Here is a 21,091-nt window from a genome sequence, read left to right as displayed (position 1 = left end):
GAGGCAAGCCCGGCCGGGCCCGCGGGTCAGCTCTCCGAGGACAGCCGGGAGATGGCCTCCACCACGGAGCCGGGCACGGAGGTTTCGCCGAAGAAGCGCGAGAGTTCGGCCTGAGCCTCGCGGGCTTGCGTCGCGGTGATGCGGCCCTCGCGCTGCAGCCTCCCGATGATGGCGCCGGCCCGGATACGCAGCGTCTCGGGCTTCTGGGCGGGCAGCCAGCGGCGTGGGGCGGGCAGCATTCCCGCGAGCATCGCCCCCTGTGCCACGGAGAGCGCCCGCGCCGAAGTCCCAAAGTGCTCACGCGCCGCGGCCTCGATGCCATACACGCCCTCTCCCCACTCCACCACATTCACATACAACGTGAGGATGTGCTGCTTGGACAGATGGGACTCCAACTGGCGGGCGAGCAGCAACTCCTTGCCCTTGCGCAAGAGGCTGCGGTCCGTGGAGAGGTAGAGGTTCTTGGCCAACTGCTGGGTGAGCGTGGACGCTCCGCGGCCCAGGCGCGCCTTCCGCACGGACTGCTCGAGGGCGTTCTCCACCTCGATCCAATCCACGCCCTCGTGCTTGTAGAAGCGCGCGTCCTCGGAGCTCAGCACGGCATCCACCGCGTGCGGCGCCACCGCCTCCAGGGGCACCCAGGTCTGCCGCACACGGGGCTTCTTCCCCTCCGCCAGCGCCTCCTCGGCCCGCTGCGTGATGAGCGCGGTGGTGCGCGGGTTCTGCGTCTGAAGCGCGCGGACGTCCGGCAGCCGCACGTACTCCACGCTGAGCCAGACGACGAACAGCAGCCATCCGCCAAACATCCAGCGGCCCCAGCCCGGACTGGAATCCTTCCTCACGGCGCGCCGGGCGCCGGCAGGGAGCTGCTTCGTCTTCTGCGTCCGGGGGGAAGAGGCACGGACGGAGGGAGGACGGGAGGCCATCGGTATGCACACATCTGCCCCGGTCCACGGTCCCTGTCCAGAAGACGGCCGGGAAGGCACGCAGCGGCCTGTCTTGAGTAGGATGCCAGGCTCAATGCCATCTCTTCGTACCGCGCTCGGCGCGGGAGCCCTCGTCATAGGTCTGGGCGCCGGACTTGCCGTGACCGCTTCACGGGCAACGCGGAGCGCCGAGGTCGAAGCGCGCATCGCGGCGCGCCAGGAGCCCGTCCTGACACCCGCCCCCGGCCCCGCGCCGCAAGGGCTTCCCATCGTGACGCCTGCCGGGCGCGAGGAGGGCAAAGTCCCCCAAGGGCATGTGGACGGGGTGGCACTGCGCTCGCTCCTGCTCCGGCGCCAGTTCGAGGAGCTGACGCTGGCGGTCGAGCAGCTCCAGTGGGGCATGGAGTCGAACCCCCAGGACGAGCACTGGATGACGGACGGCATCCTGGCGCTCGGCAACGGCTCCTCCGAGTCGACGGAGCTCCTCGACGCCTGGGTGGAAGCGTCACCGCGCTCCTTCGCGCCCTACCTCGCGAGGGGGACCCACTGGGTGTCGGTGGGATACCTGCGCCGCGGCGGGAAGACCGTGTGGGCAACGGCGAAGGAGGAATTCGCCGGGATGCATGAGGCCTTCGAACGCGCGGTGCCCGATCTCGTCCAAGCGTGGTCGCTCCAGCCGAAGGCGGTCGCGGCGGCGCGGCCGCTCATCTACGTGGCGAACGCGCTGGGCGACGACGAGGCTCGCGAGCGCGCCTACACCCGCGCTATGGAGCAGTGCCCCACGTGTGCGGACGTCCGGGCCGTCTATCTCCACGGTCTCGCTCCACGCTGGGGCGGCACCTACGAGAAGATGGACGCCTTCGGCGAAGCGCAGAGCCTTGCTCACCCCAAGATGGGCTTCCTGCGCGGCTTCGCCGATTTTGACCGCGCACACGACCTGGCGGTCCGGGGCAAGCACGACCAGGGGCTGGTCCTGCTCGCCCAGGCACTGTCAGCTGGCGACTACTGGGAGTTCAGGCTGGCTCGGGCGAAGCAACTGCGCCGCACCAAGGCCCTGGACGCCGCGCTGGAGGAGGCGAACCGGGCCGTGGCCCTGCGGCCCGCTCGTGCGTCCGTCTATTTCGAACGGGCTCGGATTTTCTCCAACAGCCGGAAGTGGGAACCCGCGGGCAAGGACCTCCTGCACGCCTTGCGGCTGGACGCGACGGACTCGGACGGACGGACGCTGCGGGACCACGTGGTGAAGGGGGTCATCTACGACGCCTGGGAGGCGCACAAGGCCGGACGCCGTGAGGAAGCGTTGGGCCTGCTGGAACTGGCTGGGGAGCTCGCTCCAGGCAACCCCGAGGTGGCGCGGCGGCGTGCATGGGTCGTCAAATCTCCACAGCAGGCGGAGGCACGAGCCGAGGAGAAGCAAGGCGAGGGGGCGGAGGACTTCCGCACCGTGCAGCAACGGGACTACGCCCTGGCGCGCGAGCGGCGCTTCAAGGAAATCCTCCCGCTCTGGGATGCCTTCATCGAACGCAATCCCGACCACGGGCTGGCCTACATGGAGCGCAGCGGGACGCACTACCACCTGCGGGACCTCAAGTCCGCGCTGTCCGACTTGAAGAAGGCGTGCGACCTGGGCGTCAACGAAGGCTGCGCCCGGGCGCGCCAGGTCGAGCGCGCCAAGGCCGCGGCCCGCTGAGGCGTGACCTCAGAGCCTCCACTGCTCCAGCGACGCCGTGGGTCGCTCAGAGTTCGTTGAGGATGAGCAGGCCGCGCACGGAGTCGGCGGCGTACACGTACCCGTCGCCGGGCACTCGGATGCCGAAGGTGCCCTCGAAAAGGTTGTCCGTGCGGCCAGGGTCGCTCTCACGGAAGGTGTTGTAGTGCGCCACCTGGCGCGGCTTCGTGGGGTTGGACACATCCAGCACGCGCACGCCCTCGTGGTACCAGGCGACGTAGAGCAGGTGGCCCTTCAGAATCAGGTTGTGGATGGACGTGACGGGGCTGAGGCGGAACTCCCCCATCTTGACGATGTTCGCCGGGTCGGTGACGTCCAGCACGCGCAGGTGGCTGCCATTGAATTCAGTGCCCTCGAAGGCGATGGTGCGCCCGGCGAAGGTCCCCACGGCGCTGTGGTGCGCAAAGACGTTGAAGCCGTGCACGTACTGGCCCAGGTGCCGCACGTTGTCGAGGTCGGTGACATCCATGATGGAGTAACCACCGAAGCCATTGCTGACGTAGAGGCGGCCCTCGTACGCGAAGGCGTCATGCGCGCCCCCCGAGGAGAACTCGGACGGCACGGTGATGAGCTGGAGCAGGACGGGCGCCAGCGGCGAGGTGACGTCGTGCACATAGGTCACCTCGCCGGGTGACATCGCATAGAGCCGGTTTCCATCCACCAGCACGGTGTGCGCCCCCTGCCCCGCGGGCAGGTGGCGCACGTACTCAGGCTGCGCGGGGTTGGAGATGTCATAGACGACGACGCCCGCGCGGTTGCCGGCGATGTAGAGGGCATCCTCCTTGGCCCACACGCCATTCCAGCTCGAGTCCCCCGGCAGACTGATGGAGGCCTTGAAGATGGGGTGCGCCCTGTCACTCACGTCGAAGACGGTGAGTCCGCCGTTGCTGGTGCCGCCAAGGTCGTCGATGGAGACGACGTAGGCGTGGTTCTTCGTGACATAGACGTCCACGGCATCCCCCAGTGCGACGGGGGACTCGGAGATGAGGCGCAGCCCGCCCGAGGACTCGCCCTCCCCTCGCTGTGAGGGCATGCGCCGCGCTTCGAAGGTGCCGGCCCGGCTGAACCTTCCGTTGGTGCAGCGGGCGTAGCAGCCCGTGATGATGCCGGGTGAGGGCACCTGGCAGCCGGCGAGCGCGGTGACAGTGACGGCCCCATTGAAGGGATTGGTGCGGCTGCCAACGACGAAGAAGCTCCCACCGTCCGTGTGCCGCGTCAGCAACGGCTGGCCGTTGAGCGTGTCCGTCCCTCCGTCGGAGAAGAGCTGGTAGGTGGTGAAGTCGGGGGCAATCTGGGTCCCTCCGTCAGACAGCAGGCGCTCACCTCGCATGTCGGCCAGGTAGATGCCGTGCTGCGCCACCTGGGAGAGCGCCTCCGGTGAGCACTGCGAAACGTCGTAGCGCGACAGGTCATCACACCGGATGGTGGTGGGGTCTCCCTGCTGATTGAAGTCGCATGGCGAGTAACGGCCCCGGTCAATCCAGTCACCGTGTTCCTCCAGCACGGTGTAGCCGCCATCCCACGGCGCCTCCGCGCTCGCATCGGGAGCGCCGGAGTCCGGCGACCCCGAGTCCTCGGGAAGCCAGGTCCCTGCATCAGGAGTGGGGCCGGATTCGTCGCAGGCGGAGAGCGTGGACAGCAACAGGACGCAGGAGGAAAGCAGCCCCCAGGACGGACGCAACATGGACGGCATCGTGGACCTCGCGAGCAAAGGCCTCCCACGAACGTGGGGGCCATGACTCAAGCGGCCTGACGCCCTGATTCCCTTATTGAGACGAGAGATGGTTGCGGCGTGGAGGCAAGGTCCGCCCGCGAGCTCGGAATCCCGGGGAAAGCGCCCCGTGCGGTCCTGCCCTTGCATGACGTTCGGACCACGCGGCTCCAGCGTCCAACAGCCACGCCCAGCCGGGTGAGGACAGGGCGTGGGCGGGCCGTGGGCGGCTCAGGTGTCGCCGCTGAAGCTGCCCACAAGCTGGATGTGGCTCTTGCCCGTCTCCGAGCAGGTCGCGTTGACGCTGACGCTCCAAGACGGGACCTCGGAATGCCAGGTCACGGTGCCCGTCCAGTTCGAGCAGGCTCGGGCGTTTTCATCCGCGAACAGGGAGAGCGACACCCTGGAGGTCGGCAAGGTGAAGACCTGCCCCGGCGCCGTCATGGGCCGGGTCAACCGGATAATCAGCGTCGAGAAGACCGCGCCACAGGTGACGCTCTCATTGCCCGTGATTCCCATCTGCACGGTGAAGGTATCCGTCGAGAGGCAGCTCGAGGGCGCGTAACAGTAGGAACGGTCAGGCGAAACGAAGCCGCCATTTGTGTTCTCGTAGCCCGCGCCCGTGCTGCTGGTGGGGCGGCTCATGGACCACTGACACGTGGGCTTCTCGGTGCGGCAGCACGCGGCGTCGCCGGGGGCGCAGGCGGTCGTGAAGCACCCCGTGGGATTCGTCGTCGTGCCACCCGCACACTTCGTGTTCAGCACGGCGTCCGTCCCCGAGCGCGTGCAGGCCCACAGCCTCGTTCCCTCGCAGAAGAACTCTCCCGGCGTGCAGATCTCCGGCGACTCCCCCACAGGCCCCATGGGGCCCGCCGGACCGGTGTCGCCCCGGGGACCCTGGGGGCCCTGCGCGCCCGTCGCGCCAGGCGGGCCCTGCTCGCCCGTGTCGCCCTTGGGCCCCTGCGAGCCCTGGGGACCCATGACGCCGCGCGGGCCTTCCACGCCCATCGGGCCTCGTGGGCCCGTCAGGCCCTGCTCTCCGCGCGGACCCGCGGGGCCCTGCGGCCCCGGAGGCCCGCCCGCGGGGCCCTGCGGCCCTTGCGGTCCCGCCGGCCCCTGGGGGCCTACGGGCCCCTCCGAGGAACAAGCGGTGGTGAACATACAGCACAGCAACAGCGAGAGGAGTGCGCGCCCGAAGGAGGTCTTGGTCATTGGCGGGCGCGTGCCCTAGCAGCTTGCCCTCGCCCGGAGCAAGTCCGTCCGGAAGCGGGGGCAGAGCAGCCTTCCCGTTACCAGGTGTAATAGCAGGCGTTGCTGCAGTTGGTGCCGTTGCAGAGCGCGAGGTCAGCGTAGTTGTGGCAGGCAGGGACGGTCAGGTCCGACATGGTGTAACGGGTGATGATGTCTCCGCAGGCAAGCACGGCGTCCGCCGTGCCAGAATTGTCGGCCACCGACATGGCGTTGGAGACGTACGAGGAGCCGCTCGCGGGCAGGCCTTCGGTCCACCGACCCATGGTGACGCGCGTGGCGGCGAGGGATGGAGCGATGTGCGCCCCGAGCTTGACGTTCCCCATCTGTCCAGGGTTGAGCTGCACGCTGTCGGCCCCCGTGCCTCGGCTGAAGTTGAAGGTCACCGGCCCATTGCCCGCGCAGTTCAGCACGGCGAAGTGCATGGAGTGCCCTGGATGATTGAATGACAGGGCCCCGTTCCAGTCGGTGGCGCGCAGACGGACTCGCGTCGCGGTGCCACGAACCTTGTCGCAGGCGAGCAATTGAGGGGAGCACTGATAGCCGTCCTCACTTCCGAGTGGGAAGTCACAGCCCGGGGAATTGCAGTAGTAGTCGCTTGTGAAGGCCGTGTGGATGACCTCCTGGCTTGGGTCCCCGCAGGTGGGGTCCCCATAGACGGAGGCAGCCCAGGCGCGGTTCGAGGCCGAGCAGCTCCCGGTGAGCGAGCGAGGCTCCTCGGGGAAGGTGGTCGGTAAGGCGGAGAGCTCTGCCTCGTTCTGCCGCCGGAGCTGCGCTCTTTCGCCCTCATCCATCGCGACGAGCGCGTGGTCCGCCAGGGCCGAGGGCAGCGCGTGCCCCTCGGGTGCCACGGCCAGGAACACCTCCGCCGCCGAGTGTGTCTGGAAGAAACGAGGGGCCACGAGCGGACGCTGCGGATACTGGGCGATGACGGCCACGTTGACCGCGCCCCCCTCTCCCTCGAGCCAGAGCACATGGCTGTCAGAAGTCCCGATGCGGGCAATCTCGCGCGGTCCGGACGGCTCGGTGGGCGCCGCCCATACGGGGAATGCCCCCAGGAGGGAGAGGGCACCAGTGCAGGCCAGCGCTCGGAATGAACGGTGCGACGTCATAGCGGGAACTCCGTGAGGAAGGACGGCGCTCATTCGCCGTCACTCCCCTGAACGGAGCCGAGCCCCGATTTCCCTCACCGAGAAACGAAGAACCCTGGCCGCGGTCCTGTCACTCCTCGAAGAGCGAGAGCTGCCCCAGCGAGCGCAACGCTCCCACCGCCTCTTGCGGAGTTGCCCGAACACGGACCTGCGACACCGGTGTCGTGCCCGTGAGGTCCACTTCCATGAAGGACTGCACACTCTCGCCATCGAGCAAGTTGGCCAGGGGCATCCACTGGGCGCCGTCGGCGCTTCCCTCCAGCACCAGCTCGCGCATGGTGCCCGTCACCCCGAAGTTGCGCAGCACGGCCTTGCGAGGCACCACGGGCCGCGAGAGCTGCACGGCGACTTCACGGACGCCCTCCTGGAAGAGCACAATCCCGCCGAGGTCGCCGTTGGTGACGCGGCAGGGCGTCTCGGCGTTCAGGTAGGTGCACGCCGCGCCACGGCTTGCCGGGACGAGGGCGCGGCGAGGCAGGACAACGTCATCGCTGGAATAGGTGAGGCCGACCGTCACGCCCCCCGCATTCACATCGCGCGTGGTGATGAGGGAGGCCCTGAGCCCCTCCGTGTCCTCGAGGACGTAGTCGCTCAGGAGGACCGGCGAGGTGGCCTTGAGCACCTGCCAGGCCTCCCTGGCGCTCGACGGGTGGAGGTACAGCACGTGCTCATCGTTCCCGGCACCGTGGGTGGCGGACAGCGGCCGGAAGCCCACGCTCACGCCCTGCGCCTGCGCGGTGGCCGTCAGCGTGCCGGTCCACTCCTGGATGACGGGCAGCGCGACCTCCGACTGCTGGATGAGGAAGAAGGCCGAAACGCGCCTTCCCTGGGACTGCTCGGGCGAGCGGGCCACGAAGCAACGCGCGATGCTCCCGTTTCGGGTGTCCGCCCCCAGCAGGTCGACCTCGAAGGTGCCATCGGCGCGGGTCTTTACCGACCTCCAACTCGCCGAGAAGGCAGCGAACGCGCACGCGGAGTTCTCACTGCGGTAGAGCTTCAGCAGCGCGTCCGAGAGCGGCGCGCCCGCCTCGTCAACGAGTCGTCCGCTCAGGACGATGTCCTGGTCCTCCGCCACCTTGCTCTCGGTACAGCCGCCCGACATCGCCAACACACCCAACGTCAACGTGCGCATCCATCTCATGGGAACCTCCTCCACCGGTGAGCCTGGGTGTCAGTGCAAAACCGGTGCAGAGGCCCGCTCCCTCTGAGGACGCGAGCCCGGGCCGGTCCGTTCCTGACAGCGGCGCCCTGGCGCGCCGCCTACGCGGGTGCCACCGCCGCTTCGCAGCGCCGTCCCGCGTCGGAGCAGTTGGGACCGGCGCCTGTGCGCCGGAGCCAACCTCGCACCCGGCGCAGGCAAGGGGTGTGCGCTGAGCCCTCCTCCTGGCGCGGTGCCACGCCTTCCATCTGGAAACTCGTCTCCCGCCCCCAATCGCGCCACAGTCTCTTGCACGCCCCTGCTCCACCGCCCGACTTGTGGAACCCCCATGACCTCCTGGTCCACCCTCACGCGAGCCCTTGTCGCCATCGTGGTCCTCCCCTCACTGGCGCTGTCCGCTCCCCGCGCCGGGACAACCAGGCCCCCAGGCCCGGCAAAGCGTTACACCGTCGAGCAGTTCATGGAGACGACCTCCGTGCTCGGTGCGTCCTTCTCCTCGGATGAGAAGCGGGTGCTGTACTCGTCGAACGAGACTGGCGTCTTCAATGTCTTCTCCGTCCCGGTGACGGGCGGAAAGCGCACGCAGCTGACCCGCTCCCCCCAGGACGCCTCCATCGCCGTCGCCTACTTCCCCACCGATGACCGCGTCCTCTTCACGCGAGACTCGGGAGGCAACGAACTCGCCCACCTCTACGTGCGCACGCTGGACGGCCAGGAGAAGGACCTCACGCCCGGCGACGAGCACCGCGCGTCCTTCTTCGGCTGGAGCCAGGACGGCGCCGCCTTCTACGTCCTCACCAACGAGCGCGACGCGCGCTTCCAGGACCTCTACCGCTACGACGCCAAGACGTATGCCCGCACCCTGCTCTACGCGGGCGATGGCGAGCATGTGCCCGGCGCCCTCTCCCCGGACGAGAAGTGGCTGGCCCTGGAGAAGTCACGGACGCTGTCCGACAGCGACGTCTACCTCTACGAGTTCGCCACCCAGCAGCGTCGGCACCTCACCGCGCACGAGGGCTCGGCCAGTTGGAAGGCGGCGACCTTCGACCCGGCGTCCTCCGCGCTGTACCTGCTCACCAACGAGGGCTCCGAGTTCAATCGCGTGGAGCGCCACGTGCTCGCCTCCGGGAAGCGCGAGTTGGTGGAGCAGTTGGATTGGGACGTGCTCTCCACGGTGTTCTCGCGGCGTGGCACGTGGCGCATCACCCGCGTCAACGAGGACGGCCGCACCACGCTTCGAGTCCACGACGTGAAGGCCGGCAGGCGCGTGTCCCTGCCAGGGATTCCAGAGGGGGCGATCTCCGGTGTGACGCTGTCCCGCGGCGAGAAGCGCATGGCCTTCCACGTCGACGGAGACCGCTCGCCCGGCAACCTGTACGTCTACGACTTCGAGACGAAGAAGCTCACCCGGCTGACCGACTCGCTAGGCCGGGCTCTGGACACCCAGCACCTGGTGGAGTCGGAGCGGGTGCGCTTCAAGTCCTTCGACGGGCTGGAGATTCCGGCGCTGCTCTACAAGCCCCATCAGGCCACCGCGAAGCAGCGCGCCCCCGCCATCGTCTTCGTCCACGGGGGACCGGGAGGACAGTCCACCAAGGGCTACAGCAGCTTCTTCCAGTTCCTCGTCCACCACGGCTACGTGGTGCTCGCCGTCAACAACCGGGGCAGCGAGGGCTACGGCAAGTCGTTCTTCGCGGCGGATGACCAGCAGCACGGCAAGGCGCCGCTCCAGGACTGCGTCGAGGCGAAGAAGTACCTGGCCGCCCTCCCCTACGTGGATGGCGCGCGCGTGGGCATCCTGGGCCCCAGCTACGGCGGATACATGGTGCTCGCGGCGCTGGCGTTCCATCCCGACGTCTTCGCCGTGGGCGTGGATGCGTTCGGCATCACAGACTGGCTGAGCGCGCTACGAGAGCTGCCGCCCCACAAGGAGGCCCTGCGCGAGGCGCTCTACCAGGAACTGGGCAACCCCCAGACGCAGGAGGCGATGCTTCGAGAAATCTCCCCGCTGTTCCATGCGGAGAAGATTCGCAGGCCCCTGCTCGTCATCCAGGGCGCCAACGACCCGCGCGTGCCCAAGGCCAAGACGGACGCGCTCGTCGAGGCCGTCCGGAAGAACGGCGTGCCCATCGACTACTTCGTCCTCCCCAATGATGGCCATGGCTTCAGCAGCACGAAGAGCGAGGCGGAGACCTCCGTCAGAATCCTCTCCTTCCTGGACAGGTACCTCCGGCGGAGCCCCTGAAGCCGCGAGCACGGCTTCGCACTTGTGCAACTGCATGCACAGTGGCTGACACGGCCTTCTGTCATTTCGTGGGGTTTCGCGTTGGCATGCCCCTTGATGGGTATGGGCACATGAATCTCAGCTCCCTTCGCGTCCGTGCTCTTGCTGGCCTCGTGTCCGCGCCGATGCTCGCGCACGCCCAGGAAGAACCGACTGTCGCCCCCCATTCCGTGCCTCCCGCTGTCCATGGGGGAACCCAGAGGTTGAGCAGCGCGGCGGCCCTGGGCGTGCACTCGCTCTCGGTGGACTCCGTCTCCCCTGCGTCGATGGCCTTCATCGTGGACATCGAGCAACCCCTGTCACCGTTCATCTCGGTGTTCGCAGGCGGGCACGTGGGTGTGAACATGAAGGCAACGGGCCTTCAGGCTGGCGGCCGCGTCTATCTGACCGGGAGGCCCTTCCAGGGCCCCTTCCTGTCCGTCCAGGGCGATGGCACCTTCTTCGACGCGGATGAGGATGTATCGAAGCTCCGCGCCTCCGTCAGCGGACTGGTCGGGTATTCGCAGCGGTTGGGCAACCAGTGGCATATCGCCCTGGCGGGCGGCGCTGGGTTCAGCCACCTCCGGCAGGAGACCGAGCTGCCGCGCTCCGCGACCTGCACGCTGTTCTCCTGGTGTCTGCTTTCGAAGCCCGAGCGCACCGTCGAGACAACGCAGACGCTGCACCCCGTCGTGAGGCTCACGGCGGTACACCGGTTCTAGGGGCGAACATGCGATGATCGCCTGATGAAATCGGCCTTCAAGGGTGAGCCATGCGAAGGCCGTGCTCTCCCGGTGGCACGACCCTCTCCGCGGCCGCCTGCGGGTGCCCACGGAGAGCCGGACGGTGCAGACCCGCGCCGTGGCCCCCGAGGAGCAGTCCGACCGACTTCGGTCTCCGTGTGGGACCACCGCCCCAGCGCAGATGAACTCCTCGATGCCCGGCTTGCATCCGGATGGACGCCGACCCCTACGAGCACCGTCGACGGCGACATCATCATGGGACATGCCGCGTGCAGAGTGCCGCCTCAACGCCCCTGACAGCCGGCCGCCTCGGCTGCTCGCGAGTCACGGAGCCCTGTGTCCCCCCAGCGAGGGGGAGGGCGCGCTCACGGTGGGCGGCGACGTGGCCGGCAAGGCTCCCACGGTGGCATGGCCGAAGAGGCGCCGGATGTGGTCGCCGTAGAGGGTGATCGTCAGCGCCACAATCAAGACGAGGAATGAGAACGCGGCCACCACGGTCGCCGCCGTGCCCAGGAGCGTGACCGCCTCCTCTCGCTGCTGGCTCCAGATGCGACGGCAATCCCCCGTGACAACCGTCCCATCCGGCCGGCGGTAGAGCCGGGCACAGACGCTCCCACCGGGCTGGAGCAGCGCTTCCACCTCCAGCGTGGTCATCTCGCTCAGGTTGTGGACGGAGAGCCTGCAGGCACCACAGTGCCGGACACGTGCATCCCCTTTCATGTCCTCCCAGCGCATCTCGCAGGGCGTCGCGATGGTGAGGCGTTCTGTCAGGGCGCGTGTGTCCATGACGGAGGACATTATGGGACACGCCCTTCGACAGGCATCGGCCATCCGTCCGTAGGACGAATGACCGATGCCTGGGGCGACACGGAACCGCGGACGGCGGGTGCCTCCCAGCGCGGCGCGTCCCCGCCAGCGGCCCGGCGGAGGGAAGCAACAACTGGCGAACCCACCGGCGTGTTGAGGCACCGGTGGGTTGCCATCCAACCGACTGCGTCCACCCCAGCTCCCGCCGAGGTCAACACGTTCACCGGCTACTGGCCGTCGAGCCTGCCATCCAGGTTCCGGTCGAGCGCGATGCGCGTGCCGGAGCCTGGAGGAACCGCGGTGAAGGTCACCTCCTGCCCCGCGGTGTTCGCCAGCGCTCGGAGCGCCATGGTGGAGATGTTCGCGCTGCCATCATCGGGCTTCCAGGTCCCGGGACCTCGTTCGTACAGGAAACCCTTCACCCGGCTGCCCACGGCCACCTTCGCGACCACGTCGGCCTCGTAGGTCGCGCCACCGAGCACCTTCGACGTGAACTGCGCTCGGGCTCGCGCAATCAGCAGGTCGATGCGAGCCCCCACGTTGGCGGCATTCGATGCCGTGAGCGTCACCTGCTGGCCGACAATCGGCGCCAGGTCGGTATCCGCCGCCAGCATGAAGTCCTCCATCTGGCGACGCTCGGTGTCGTTCCGGAAGCCCACGAGGGGCCCACCAATGCTGGTGTTGGAGAACACGATGGCGCTGAAGAAGCGGAACAGGGTGTCCACCGCGCCGTCATGCGTGAAGCCGAAGCCGCGAACCTGGTCCCCCAACTGCCCCGTCTCCGGGTGCAGGAAGAAGCTGCTGTCCGGGAAGCCGAACATGCCAACCTTCGTGTACATGTTCCGCACGTGGGGAATCTTCATGATCTGACTGATGCCCTCGAAGCTGGACCGGGTATCCGTGCCGAAGAAGCCCTGCGCACCATCAATCCTGTGGCAGCCATTGCAATTGAACCCGTTGTCCTCGCCAATCGCGATGCCGTCCACCCGGCGGCTGCCAAAGTAGAAGTCGCTCGCCGCCTTCTGCGAAGCCGTGAGCGCGTTGTCCAGCCTGCGAATGGGGTTGGGCGGCAGTTGCACCTGAAGCTGGAAGGCCGTGAACTTGTCCATCTCCGCCTCGGTGGGCATCGACGCGCGGCCCAGCAGTTCCGGGAAGGCGACGATGAAGTTCTTGAAGGACATCTCCTCCCCGCCGGCATCGACACCGAAGAAGCCATTTGAACGGTCACCCCGCCAGTGCATGGCGCCCTGGTTCGTCATGCCGCGCAGGGTCTGCGTCGTCATGGGCCCCTTCATCGGGTGGAACTCGTTCTGCTTCCCCGTTCCGTTGAGGGGCGAGCTCGGGTGGCCGGTGAAGGCACGGAAGATGCCAATCTCAAGGTCGCTCGCGAGGCGCATGTTGATGGGATTGGCCGTCACCGTCGCATCCGGGTTGCCCAGGTCCCAGGCGAGCTCGTCCTTGTCACCGAAGATGTGGCAACTGGCGCACGACGACTCACCGTTGGCTGATGAGAAGTTGGCGTCATAGAGGAACGGGCGGCCCTGGACGACGGAGGCGGGCTCCGGATTGTAGAGCGACACCGAGGACAGTTGCGCCTTGGTGGCCAGGTCGATGACCTTCACCGCGTTGTCGAAGCGGGTCATCACGTAGAGGCGGTTGCGCGCCTCGTCCAGCACCAGACCGCTGGGCCCGCCGCCGCTCACCGGGATGTGGTTGGCGCTCACGGTGCGCGGGTCGAACGCATTGCTCTCCAGCGACGCCGTGTCGTAGACGCCAATCTTGCTGGAGCTGAACGCGGCCACGTACAGCTTCGTGCCATCCCGGGAGACGACCATCTCCGTCGGCGTGGAGAGGCTGTGGTTCTTCACCGAGGGGTCGAAGCCGGGCTTCCCCGCCAGCTTCGAGTAGTCGATGTGCTTGTTGAGGTGCCGCGGGTAGGCCGTGCCCCCGGAGATGACGGTGATGCGCATCTGCGCGAGGTTGCCCTGCACCGTGCTGCCGCCGTATTCACCGGCGCCCTCGAAGCGGGTCAGGTTGTTGGCCTCGCTGTTGGAGGCATACACCACGCCCGACTTCGGGTTGGTGGCCAGATTGAAGATGGTGGTCCCCACGCCCGAGAAGGAAGCCGTCTCCTGAAGGGTGTCCGCGTCGATGGCGAAGACGTCCTTGTCCGGCAGACGCAGGCGCACGCCGTTGTTGAAGTTGCGGCCCAGCGTGTCCTGCCACTGCCCGGCGGCGCTGTTCCACTTCACGATGAGGGCGGCCTCCGGCGCCTTCGCGCCCTCGAAGTTCGTCGCGGGCCCGGGCAGGCCGCCCGGCATCAGGTTGTTTCCGAATGGCGGGGTGTCGGGGAAGACGAGGCACATGTCCCGCTCCTTGAACCCGTCGCACACGCTCCCCAGGCTGACGGACGTCGTCTGATTGCCGGACTGGGCAATGGCCGCGTAGACAATCTTCTTGTCCGGGCTGGTGGCGAGCCCGCGCGGCGTGTCGCCGAAGAGCGTCACGATGCGCAGGGGCGTACCGCCCAGCGTCGCCCCGAGCGAAGCCGGGTTGAAGACCCAGACGTCCGCGCGCCCCACGCCAGGCGTGGTCAGCTTCGGGTCTCCCGCCCCGGGAACCGAGGCGATGGACGGGTCGGTGCGGTGCTGGCCCCGGTGCGCGGTGGTGATGAAGGCATGGCCGTTGGTGCCGGCGAAGACGATGTCGCGCGGCTCATCGCCCACGAGCAGCGTGCGCACCACCCGCGGCGTGCCCACCAGGCTCACCACGCTGACGCTGTCCGACAGGTGGTTGACCACCCAGACTTCCGTGTTGCTGCGCGCGGCGACAGCGACGGGCTCCAGGCCCACGGGCACCGTCGCGACGAGTGAGAGCCCCGCGCTGCTGATGGAAAAGACCTCCAGGCGGTTGTCCGGCGTGTTGACGGCGAACAACCGCGTCCCGTCCGGGGAGAGCGCCAGGGGACGCACGTGCGCGCTGTCGAACGTGATGAACGAGGGCACCTGGGCCGCCGCGGTGAATGCGGCCAACAAGGACACCACGGCGCACAACGAAACGGTGCGGGCGCGCCAACAACTCCTGCGCGCGCCCACTTGCTGAGTACCCACCATAGGGACCTCCTCACGAGACGGGAAAGCGTTGCTGTCCAGGGATTAGCAGCGGGCCTCGCGACAACGCCCCCACCGAAGGGAGGGGGACCGGCCCCTCCCCACGCCCAAAGGCAGCCACCGGCACGGCGCGTCAGGCTTTGCTCGCGGGCACCCGGCGCCGCAAAGCCGCGAAACCGCGTGTGTAACGCATTGCGGTGTCCATTTCGCGACACTCATTGCGGGGTTGCCTTCGCGCACATCAACCCGGTTCACCCGTTTTCCGTGGTCTAGTGCCTGACGCAACCGGCCAAAGAGGGACGTGCTCATGCCGAGCCTTCGAAGTGCTCCGGATCTGCTGCCCACGAAGCTCTCCCCACCCCGGGCAGCATCCGTGCTGGTGCCATGTGGCGCCGCCCTGCGGAGAATCGACCATGGGGTGAGCGGGAAGCTGGTGCTGGTGACGGCCCCGCTCGGCTCCGGCAAGACGACGCTGCTGACGCAGTGGTACCGCGAAGCACACGTGCCGCACCTGCTTGCCTGGCTGTCGCTGGACGAGCAGGACAACGCTCCCGAGCGGTTCTTCGCATACCTGGTCGGGGCGATTCGCCGGGCCGTTCCAGACTTCGACGCGTACAGCACGAGCCAGCCCGAGCACGCGACGGCCGTCATCCTGCAAAGCCTGTGGAGCCTGGGCCGCGAGCTCGTCGTGGTGCTGGACGACTTCCATGTCCTGCGCGAGCGCCCCCTGGTGCGGGCCTTCTCGTACCTGCTGGACCACTCACCACCGCACGTGCATTGGGTCGTCTCGTCGCGCACCATCCCCGAGCTGGACCTGGCCAAGCTGAAGCTCACCGAGCAACTGGTGACGCTCGACGGCCGGGACTTGAACCTGGACGGCGAGGCCATCCGCGAGCTGGGCCTGCGCCTGTGCGGCGCGGTGCTCACGCCGGAGGACATCGACTCCCTCCGCACGCGGACGGAAGGCTGGGTCGCTGGCGTCAAGCTGGCGCTGCTGTCGGCGGGTGAGCACGCGAGCGTGAGCGATGCGCTGACGAAGGCCATGGGCTCCAATCACGACGTGGCCCGGTACCTGGCGGACGCGGTGCTGCGCGAGCAACCCGAGGAGGTCCGCGAGTTCCTGGTGCTGAGTTCCGTGGTGGAGCAACTCCACGGGGCGCTCTGCAATGCGCTGCCTGGCATCACCCGAGGACACGCACTGCTGGGGCAGCTCGAGCGGTCGCAGATGTTCATCCAGGCGCTCGACACCGAGCGGCAGTGGTACCGGTACCATCCACTGTTCCTCGATGTGCTGCGCGCCCAGCTCGCCTGTGACTACGCGGACCGCATCCCTCGGCTGCACCGTGCGGCGAGCGCGTGGTTCGCGGAGAACCAGATGCCGGACGAGGCGCTGACGCATGCGTTCGCCTCGGGAGACAGGGACTGGTGTCTCGCGCTCACCGCGCGCTGCATGGAGGCGTGGATGCGCGAGGGCGAGCTCGCCTCGGTCCTCCACTGGACCGCGAAGCTGACGGCGCAGGAGGTCATCCGGTCGCCAGCCATCTGCGTGGGCCACATCGCCTGCCTCATCCTGTCCCGTCGCTTCGCGCATGCGACCGCGGCGCTGAGGGATGCCCAGCATCACCTCGACACGGCCGATGAGGTGTCCGCGCCCGAACGCGAGCGGCTGACGAAGCGGCTCGCACATCTCACGCTGCTTCACGCCGTGCTGTCCGATTCGGCTCCGGACACCGGCATGGACCTGGACGCGTCTCCGGGCTCCGAGGAGTCGGACGTCTTCATGGCGGGCGCCGTGCTGGCGGCGAAGGCCTATCGGGCGCTCCGGATGAACCGATTCGATGCGATGCGCCGGCTCGCGCTGAGCGCCCGGGAGACGTTGCAGGGACACGACAATCCGTTCCTGGTCGGATACACGGACGTCCTTGTCGCGCTGGCGGACCGGGCGCAGGGGAACATGAAGGACGCCGCCGCGCGTTGCGAGGAAGCCTTCGAGCGCGCGAGCCGTGGACGGCGCAACCCCGTCTGGGCGAACGCGGCCACGGCGCTGGCCAACGCTCGCTATGAGCAGAACCGGCTCGACGAAGCAGAGGCGCTCTGCGTCGAGGTGCTGCCGCTGCTCCCGCAGGCCTCCGTGTTCGAGACGTTCGCGCTCGCCTACCTCATGCTGGCCCGCATCAAGACGGTTCGCGGGAAGTACGCGGAGGCGTACCGGCTCCTGGACTATCTCCACGGCGTGCTCGAGTGCGGCCACCAGACGCGCTTCCTGGCCCATGTCTGCGGGGAGAAGATTCGCCTCTACCTGGTGGAGCAGGCGCCCGCGCGAATGCGGGTGGTGGCCCAGGAGTTCGGCCTGGGCGAGCGCATGCGCCGGGGCGAGTGGAGCGAGAAGCGCTTCTACGACGAGACGTGGGAGCGGCTCGGGCTCGCGCAGGCGTGGGTGCTGATGGTGCGCGGCCGTCACGACAAGGCGCACGCGATTCTGGAGGTGCTGCGGGCCAGCGCGCACGAGGTGGGCTATGTGTCACGCGAGACGGCGCTGCTGGCCACCATCGCGGTGTGCCACTGGCGCGCGGGTGACGCGATGGCCGCATTCGCGGCATTGAACCGGGGCTTCGCGCTGGCGCAGCGCTTCGGCTTCGGGCGCAGCGTGTTCGACGAGACACCCGGCCTGCAGGAGGTCGTCATCGCCGCCGCCCGGCAGCGGAAGCTGAGCTACGCGTTTCCAGACCGGTACGCCACGCGGTACCAGGACCTGCTCTCCGCGGGAGCCCGCGTGCCTCGGGAGTTCGCGGCGCCCCCCTCCGCGCCCCTGGAGCCACTCACCGAGCGCGAACTCCAGATGCTCAAGCTGCTCGCACAGGGGCTGAGCAATCAGGAGATTAGCGAGCGCTCCAACGTCGCGCTTTCCACGACCAAGTGGCACCTGCGGAACGTGTTCGCCAAGCTGGACGTGACCACGCGCACCGCCGCCATCGTCAAGGCGCAGGAGCGCTTGCAGCGGAACCTGTGAAGGCTGGGGCCGTCCGTGGAATGAACGTTCCTTCCACGCCGCGCCGCGCAACTGGACCTCCCGAGCCCCCGCTCCCGGACATGGACAGTTGTCCTCTGGCATGAGAGGCCTGGGGGCGGTTGAATCGGAACATCCGCGCCACCGCATCGTGTGGCAGGCGCGGCGGGGCTCCAGGCCCCAGGAGGAGCGTCCGTGCCCGCAGCGACCATCCCCACCGTCGAGACCGAGCGCCTCGTCATGAAGGGTCACAGCCTTGAGGACTACGACGAGTGCCTCGCGCTGTGGAGTGACCCCGCGGTGGTCCGCTACATCAGCGGCAAGCCGTCCACACGCGAAGAGATGTGGTCCAGGCTCCTGCGTTACGTGGGCCATTGGGACCTGCTGGGCTTTGGATTCTGGGTGGTGCGTGAGAAGGCAACGGGCCGCCTCGTTGGCGAGGTGGGCCTGGGCGACTTCCACCGCGACATGCAGCCGCCCCTGAGCGCCGGGCCCGAGGCCGGGTGGGTGCTCGCTCCCGGCTTCCACGGCAAGGGTTACGCCACAGAGGCGGTACGCGCGGCGCTGGCCTGGGCGGATGCCCAGCTCAGCCCTGAGCGCGTGGTGTGCATCATCGCCCCCGAGAATGCAGCATCCATCCGAGTCGCCGACAAGTGCGGCTTCCGGCAGACGGGACAGGGGCGCTACAAGGGGGAGCCCTCGCTCATGTTCGAGCGCCTGGCACCGGTGAAGGCTGGGACATGACCATGGCCACGGCAAATCGACCCACGCTCAAGCGCGCCGTCAACCCGATGCCCGCGAATGTCCGGGCGGCGTTGGTCCAGCGCGGGCTCATGGACGCGTACAAGGCGCGTCCGCCGTACCAGCAGAATGACTATCTCGGGTGGATTGCCCGGGCAAAGCTGGAGGCGACCCGACAGAAGCGGCTCGACCAGATGCTGGACGAACTGGCCGGCGGCACGAAGTACATGAACATGGCGTGGTCTGGCGGGCGGAAGTAGCGCGCAGCAGCAGGGCGAGAGTACGCGCGAGGTGCGAATGGCAGGTCGACTTGTTCGTAGCGTCCCCGACTGCACTTCGGATCTTGCTGGGTTCCAGCAGGTGCTTGCAGAGACCGTACGCTGGTGTGCATTCAAGGTAACTCAGAAGTCACTCGAAACCTGCCTCCGCACACCGTACATTTTGCCCAACCCACTCGTGGTGTCGAATCGATTCAACGCAATGAAGCGTGTTGCGTCGAATCGACAGCACCTGCTCATGAGCGTGAAGGGAGCATTGGACTCGGATGCCAAGCCAGACCACGGTGTCCTGCAGGGAGGCAGACTGCTCATCTTCTTCCCAGATGGCACGTTGAGTGATGGAGCAGCCGAGGCGTCCTCTCACGGGTATTTTGATGGTGAGAACGGGCCGCCCTGGGACACCTGGGTGGGAGTCTTTTCCGACGAGCCGATGCCTCGCAATACCGGCAATGACTATCTCATCTCCTGGGTTCCCCCCATATTCTTCGACATGGTCGAAGCGGGGCTCAGGGACAACCCCGAATCTTGCATCCAGTGGCTTGACCAGACTGACCTGAGCATGGCGCAGCGCCTCAAAGGCCTGCGCTGAGAGCAGCGCCAATCCGGCACCCATTCCTGCACGCCGCACATTCCCCGTAGACTGCCGAGAATGAGAATCCTCTTCATCATTCTCACGGCGGCAATCACGCTCTGCCTGTGGCCGACGACAGCGCAGGCATGTGTTTGCGTCGCGGGCGGGGGGAACCTTCACACCGACCTCAAGGTGGCGCGTGAGCGTGCGAGCGCCATCTATCGGGCTCGCGTCGTCCCAGCCCCTCGTGGCCCCTACTTGGGAACCGTGGACGTCGAGGTCCTGGAGGTCATCAAAGGCCCGGTCGTCACCGGCGAGAAGTTCAATCTTCCCCAGGGTGGCGGAGGCGACTGCCGGGTCCGGTTCCGGGGCGAAGCGGAGTATCTCATCTACGCCGAACCCAAAGACGCCAGGTTGATATGGCACTGCTCCCGCTCCCGACCGATGACCTCTTTGGATGATGCGGAGTGGGTCTGGCTCACGACGGGGAAGCTCCCTTCCCTTCCGGCCGTGGTCCAGCGCGAATCCGTCTCATGCGAGCCCTGCGACATGGAACGCATTGGAGGCAGTTTGCTTACGCCCCCAGGGAAGGCCCTCATCCCTCCGCATGAGGAACGCAAGGCACTTGCCTTGATGAAGGCCCGTCGCCCATTCCTCACCCACTCCAGCGCTGCCTCGACCGGGCAGCGGTTGGTCATGGTCGGCAGGTCATGGGGAGGCAAGTCGTTCGAGCTGATTCAAACGCCCGCCCATGCCGCCGAAGCACGCTGCACACAGCAGGTCCACCTCCGCTGGTGCAAGCAGCTCACCGTATCGAAGCCCTACCCCGACGAAGGCCCGCGCTTCCAATGCGTCGAACCCGAAACCCCTGAACTGGCGTGCGACGAGGCCCAGAGTCGCCAGTCGAAGTGGGAGCCGCTGGAAACCCTCGCCGCGGACCAGTGCCACTGGCGCACTTCCAGCTATGCCCGTTGCACGTTCAACGGCCCACCTGTTCCTCACCCAGAGGGGGTGCCGACATCGCCGCTGCTGATTTGCCGCCCTGAAGCAGGACGTCATCCCAGGTACGCGTGCAGCGTCCAGGCAGCGTCGCCCCCATCACAACCTGAGTAAACGGCGCGGACCGTCAGGCTCACGCCTTCGCGGGCGGTTTCGTCCCCGCGTCCTTGCCCTCATCCCGGCCATGCACGGCCGCGGGCGGACTGGTGGCTTCCACGGCGGAGAAGGTCTCCAGCACCTTGTACGTGTGGCTGGAGCCCCGAGGAACCAGCCAGGAGTCACCGGGGTTGAGCAGGATGACCTGTCCTTCGAGGTGCAGCTCCGCGCGGCCCTTCAGGACGAAGCCCACCGTCTCGTAATCCCTCGCGGTGGCGGGTGCCGGTTCTCCGGGCGGTTCGTCCTCCCACAGCCGCATCGACAGGCGGACGCCGGACGCCAGGTACTTCTGCCCCATCTCGCCCTTGGGAGAGTGCCGACTCTCCACCTTCTTCACGCTGGTGTCGCCCATGCCTTCGTCTCCGTTGGATGGCGGCGGATGTGCCGCGCGTCTGCCGGAAAAGGTAAGGAAGGCATCCAGGTGCCGACGAGCACTCGGCGCGGGTCGCCAGCCCGGCGTGCCAGGAGCCAGACATGCGAAGGCCCCGCCTC

At 67.7% G+C, this 21,091-nt stretch carries 16 protein-coding genes; 8 read left to right on the top strand and 8 right to left on the bottom strand.

Going from position 1 to position 21,091, the window contains the following annotated elements; all coding sequences use genetic code 11:
* Nucleotides 1-26: 26 nt before the first annotated feature.
* Nucleotides 27-926: a monofunctional biosynthetic peptidoglycan transglycosylase gene (gene mtgA, locus FMP39_RS06865; RefSeq protein WP_141589172.1), complete on the bottom strand. Its 900-nt coding sequence runs from the start codon at nucleotides 924-926 to the stop codon at nucleotides 27-29.
* 94 nt (nucleotides 927-1,020) lie between these two features.
* Between mtgA and FMP39_RS06860 the strand changes: the two genes are divergently transcribed.
* Entirely contained in the window at nucleotides 1,021-2,616 is a 1,596-nt protein-coding gene (locus tag FMP39_RS06860) for a DUF4034 domain-containing protein (RefSeq protein ID WP_228557729.1), read from the top strand.
* Nucleotides 2,617-2,662: 46 nt separating this feature from the next.
* On the opposite strand, the gene FMP39_RS06855 is transcribed toward FMP39_RS06860, so the two are convergent.
* The 4 genes from FMP39_RS06855 to FMP39_RS06840 all read right to left on the bottom strand — a co-directional run bounded on the left by FMP39_RS06855 (nucleotide 2,663) and on the right by FMP39_RS06840 (nucleotide 7,906).
* Nucleotides 2,663-4,348, bottom strand: coding sequence for an LVIVD repeat-containing protein (locus FMP39_RS06855; RefSeq protein ID WP_141589170.1), 1,686 nt, complete (start codon nucleotides 4,346-4,348; stop codon nucleotides 2,663-2,665).
* A 249-nt stretch (nucleotides 4,349-4,597) separates the two neighbouring features.
* The gene (locus tag FMP39_RS38545; RefSeq protein ID WP_141589169.1) at nucleotides 4,598-5,374 is read right to left on the bottom strand and encodes a collagen-like protein; all 777 of its coding nucleotides are present in this window, start codon (nucleotides 5,372-5,374) and stop codon (nucleotides 4,598-4,600) included.
* 281 nt (nucleotides 5,375-5,655) lie between these two features.
* Nucleotides 5,656-6,726: a hypothetical protein gene (locus FMP39_RS06845; RefSeq protein ID WP_228557728.1), complete on the bottom strand. Its 1,071-nt coding sequence runs from the start codon at nucleotides 6,724-6,726 to the stop codon at nucleotides 5,656-5,658.
* 109 nt (nucleotides 6,727-6,835) lie between these two features.
* On the bottom strand, nucleotides 6,836-7,906 hold the full coding sequence (locus FMP39_RS06840) for a hypothetical protein (protein ID WP_228557727.1): 1,071 nt from the start codon (nucleotides 7,904-7,906) through the stop codon (nucleotides 6,836-6,838).
* Nucleotides 7,907-8,033: 127 nt separating this feature from the next.
* On the opposite strand from FMP39_RS06840, the gene FMP39_RS06835 reads away from it, so the two are divergent.
* Nucleotides 8,034-10,169: a S9 family peptidase gene (locus FMP39_RS06835; protein ID WP_141589167.1), complete on the top strand. Its 2,136-nt coding sequence runs from the start codon at nucleotides 8,034-8,036 to the stop codon at nucleotides 10,167-10,169.
* 242 nt (nucleotides 10,170-10,411) lie between these two features.
* Complete coding sequence (locus tag FMP39_RS06830) at nucleotides 10,412-10,909, top strand: hypothetical protein (RefSeq protein ID WP_228557726.1); 498 nt, start codon at nucleotides 10,412-10,414, stop codon at nucleotides 10,907-10,909.
* A gap of 345 nt (nucleotides 10,910-11,254) precedes the next feature.
* Here the strand turns inward: FMP39_RS06830 and FMP39_RS06825 are convergent, their stop codons facing one another.
* Together FMP39_RS06825 and FMP39_RS06820 are read right to left on the bottom strand one after the other, a co-directional pair.
* Complete coding sequence (locus tag FMP39_RS06825; protein WP_228557725.1) at nucleotides 11,255-11,716, bottom strand: hypothetical protein; 462 nt, start codon at nucleotides 11,714-11,716, stop codon at nucleotides 11,255-11,257.
* A 248-nt stretch (nucleotides 11,717-11,964) separates the two neighbouring features.
* On the bottom strand, nucleotides 11,965-14,850 hold the full coding sequence (locus tag FMP39_RS06820) for a YncE family protein (RefSeq protein WP_141589164.1): 2,886 nt from the start codon (nucleotides 14,848-14,850) through the stop codon (nucleotides 11,965-11,967).
* A gap of 304 nt (nucleotides 14,851-15,154) precedes the next feature.
* Between FMP39_RS06820 and FMP39_RS06815 the strand changes: the two genes are divergently transcribed.
* The 5 genes from FMP39_RS06815 to FMP39_RS37340 all read left to right on the top strand — a co-directional run bounded on the left by FMP39_RS06815 (nucleotide 15,155) and on the right by FMP39_RS37340 (nucleotide 20,557).
* Complete coding sequence (locus FMP39_RS06815) at nucleotides 15,155-17,857, top strand: LuxR C-terminal-related transcriptional regulator (protein WP_228557724.1); 2,703 nt, start codon at nucleotides 15,155-15,157, stop codon at nucleotides 17,855-17,857.
* 192 nt (nucleotides 17,858-18,049) lie between these two features.
* Nucleotides 18,050-18,598 carry a GNAT family N-acetyltransferase gene (locus FMP39_RS06810; RefSeq protein WP_141589162.1) on the top strand — a complete coding sequence of 183 codons (549 nt, stop codon included), beginning with the start codon at nucleotides 18,050-18,052 and terminating at the stop codon, nucleotides 18,596-18,598.
* A gap of 2 nt (nucleotides 18,599-18,600) precedes the next feature.
* Complete coding sequence (locus FMP39_RS06805) at nucleotides 18,601-18,855, top strand: YdeI/OmpD-associated family protein (RefSeq protein WP_228557723.1); 255 nt, start codon at nucleotides 18,601-18,603, stop codon at nucleotides 18,853-18,855.
* Nucleotides 18,856-19,111: 256 nt separating this feature from the next.
* On the top strand, nucleotides 19,112-19,462 hold the full coding sequence (locus tag FMP39_RS06800) for a hypothetical protein (protein WP_141589243.1): 351 nt from the start codon (nucleotides 19,112-19,114) through the stop codon (nucleotides 19,460-19,462).
* 60 nt (nucleotides 19,463-19,522) lie between these two features.
* Nucleotides 19,523-20,557 (top strand): hypothetical protein, encoded by a 1,035-nt coding sequence (locus tag FMP39_RS37340; protein ID WP_194858270.1) that lies wholly within the window; start codon nucleotides 19,523-19,525, stop codon nucleotides 20,555-20,557.
* A gap of 19 nt (nucleotides 20,558-20,576) precedes the next feature.
* Here the strand turns inward: FMP39_RS37340 and FMP39_RS06795 are convergent, their stop codons facing one another.
* Nucleotides 20,577-20,951, bottom strand: coding sequence for a cupin domain-containing protein (locus FMP39_RS06795; RefSeq protein WP_011555275.1), 375 nt, complete (start codon nucleotides 20,949-20,951; stop codon nucleotides 20,577-20,579).
* Nucleotides 20,952-21,091 lie beyond the last annotated feature (140 nt).

Origin of the sequence: Myxococcus sp. AB056, assembly GCF_006547365.1 — a bacterium.
Taxonomy (GTDB): Bacteria; Myxococcota; Myxococcia; order Myxococcales; family Myxococcaceae; genus Myxococcus; species Myxococcus virescens.
The sequence above is the reverse complement of the archived record's forward strand: the minus strand, read 5'-3'. Positions and strand labels throughout refer to the sequence as shown.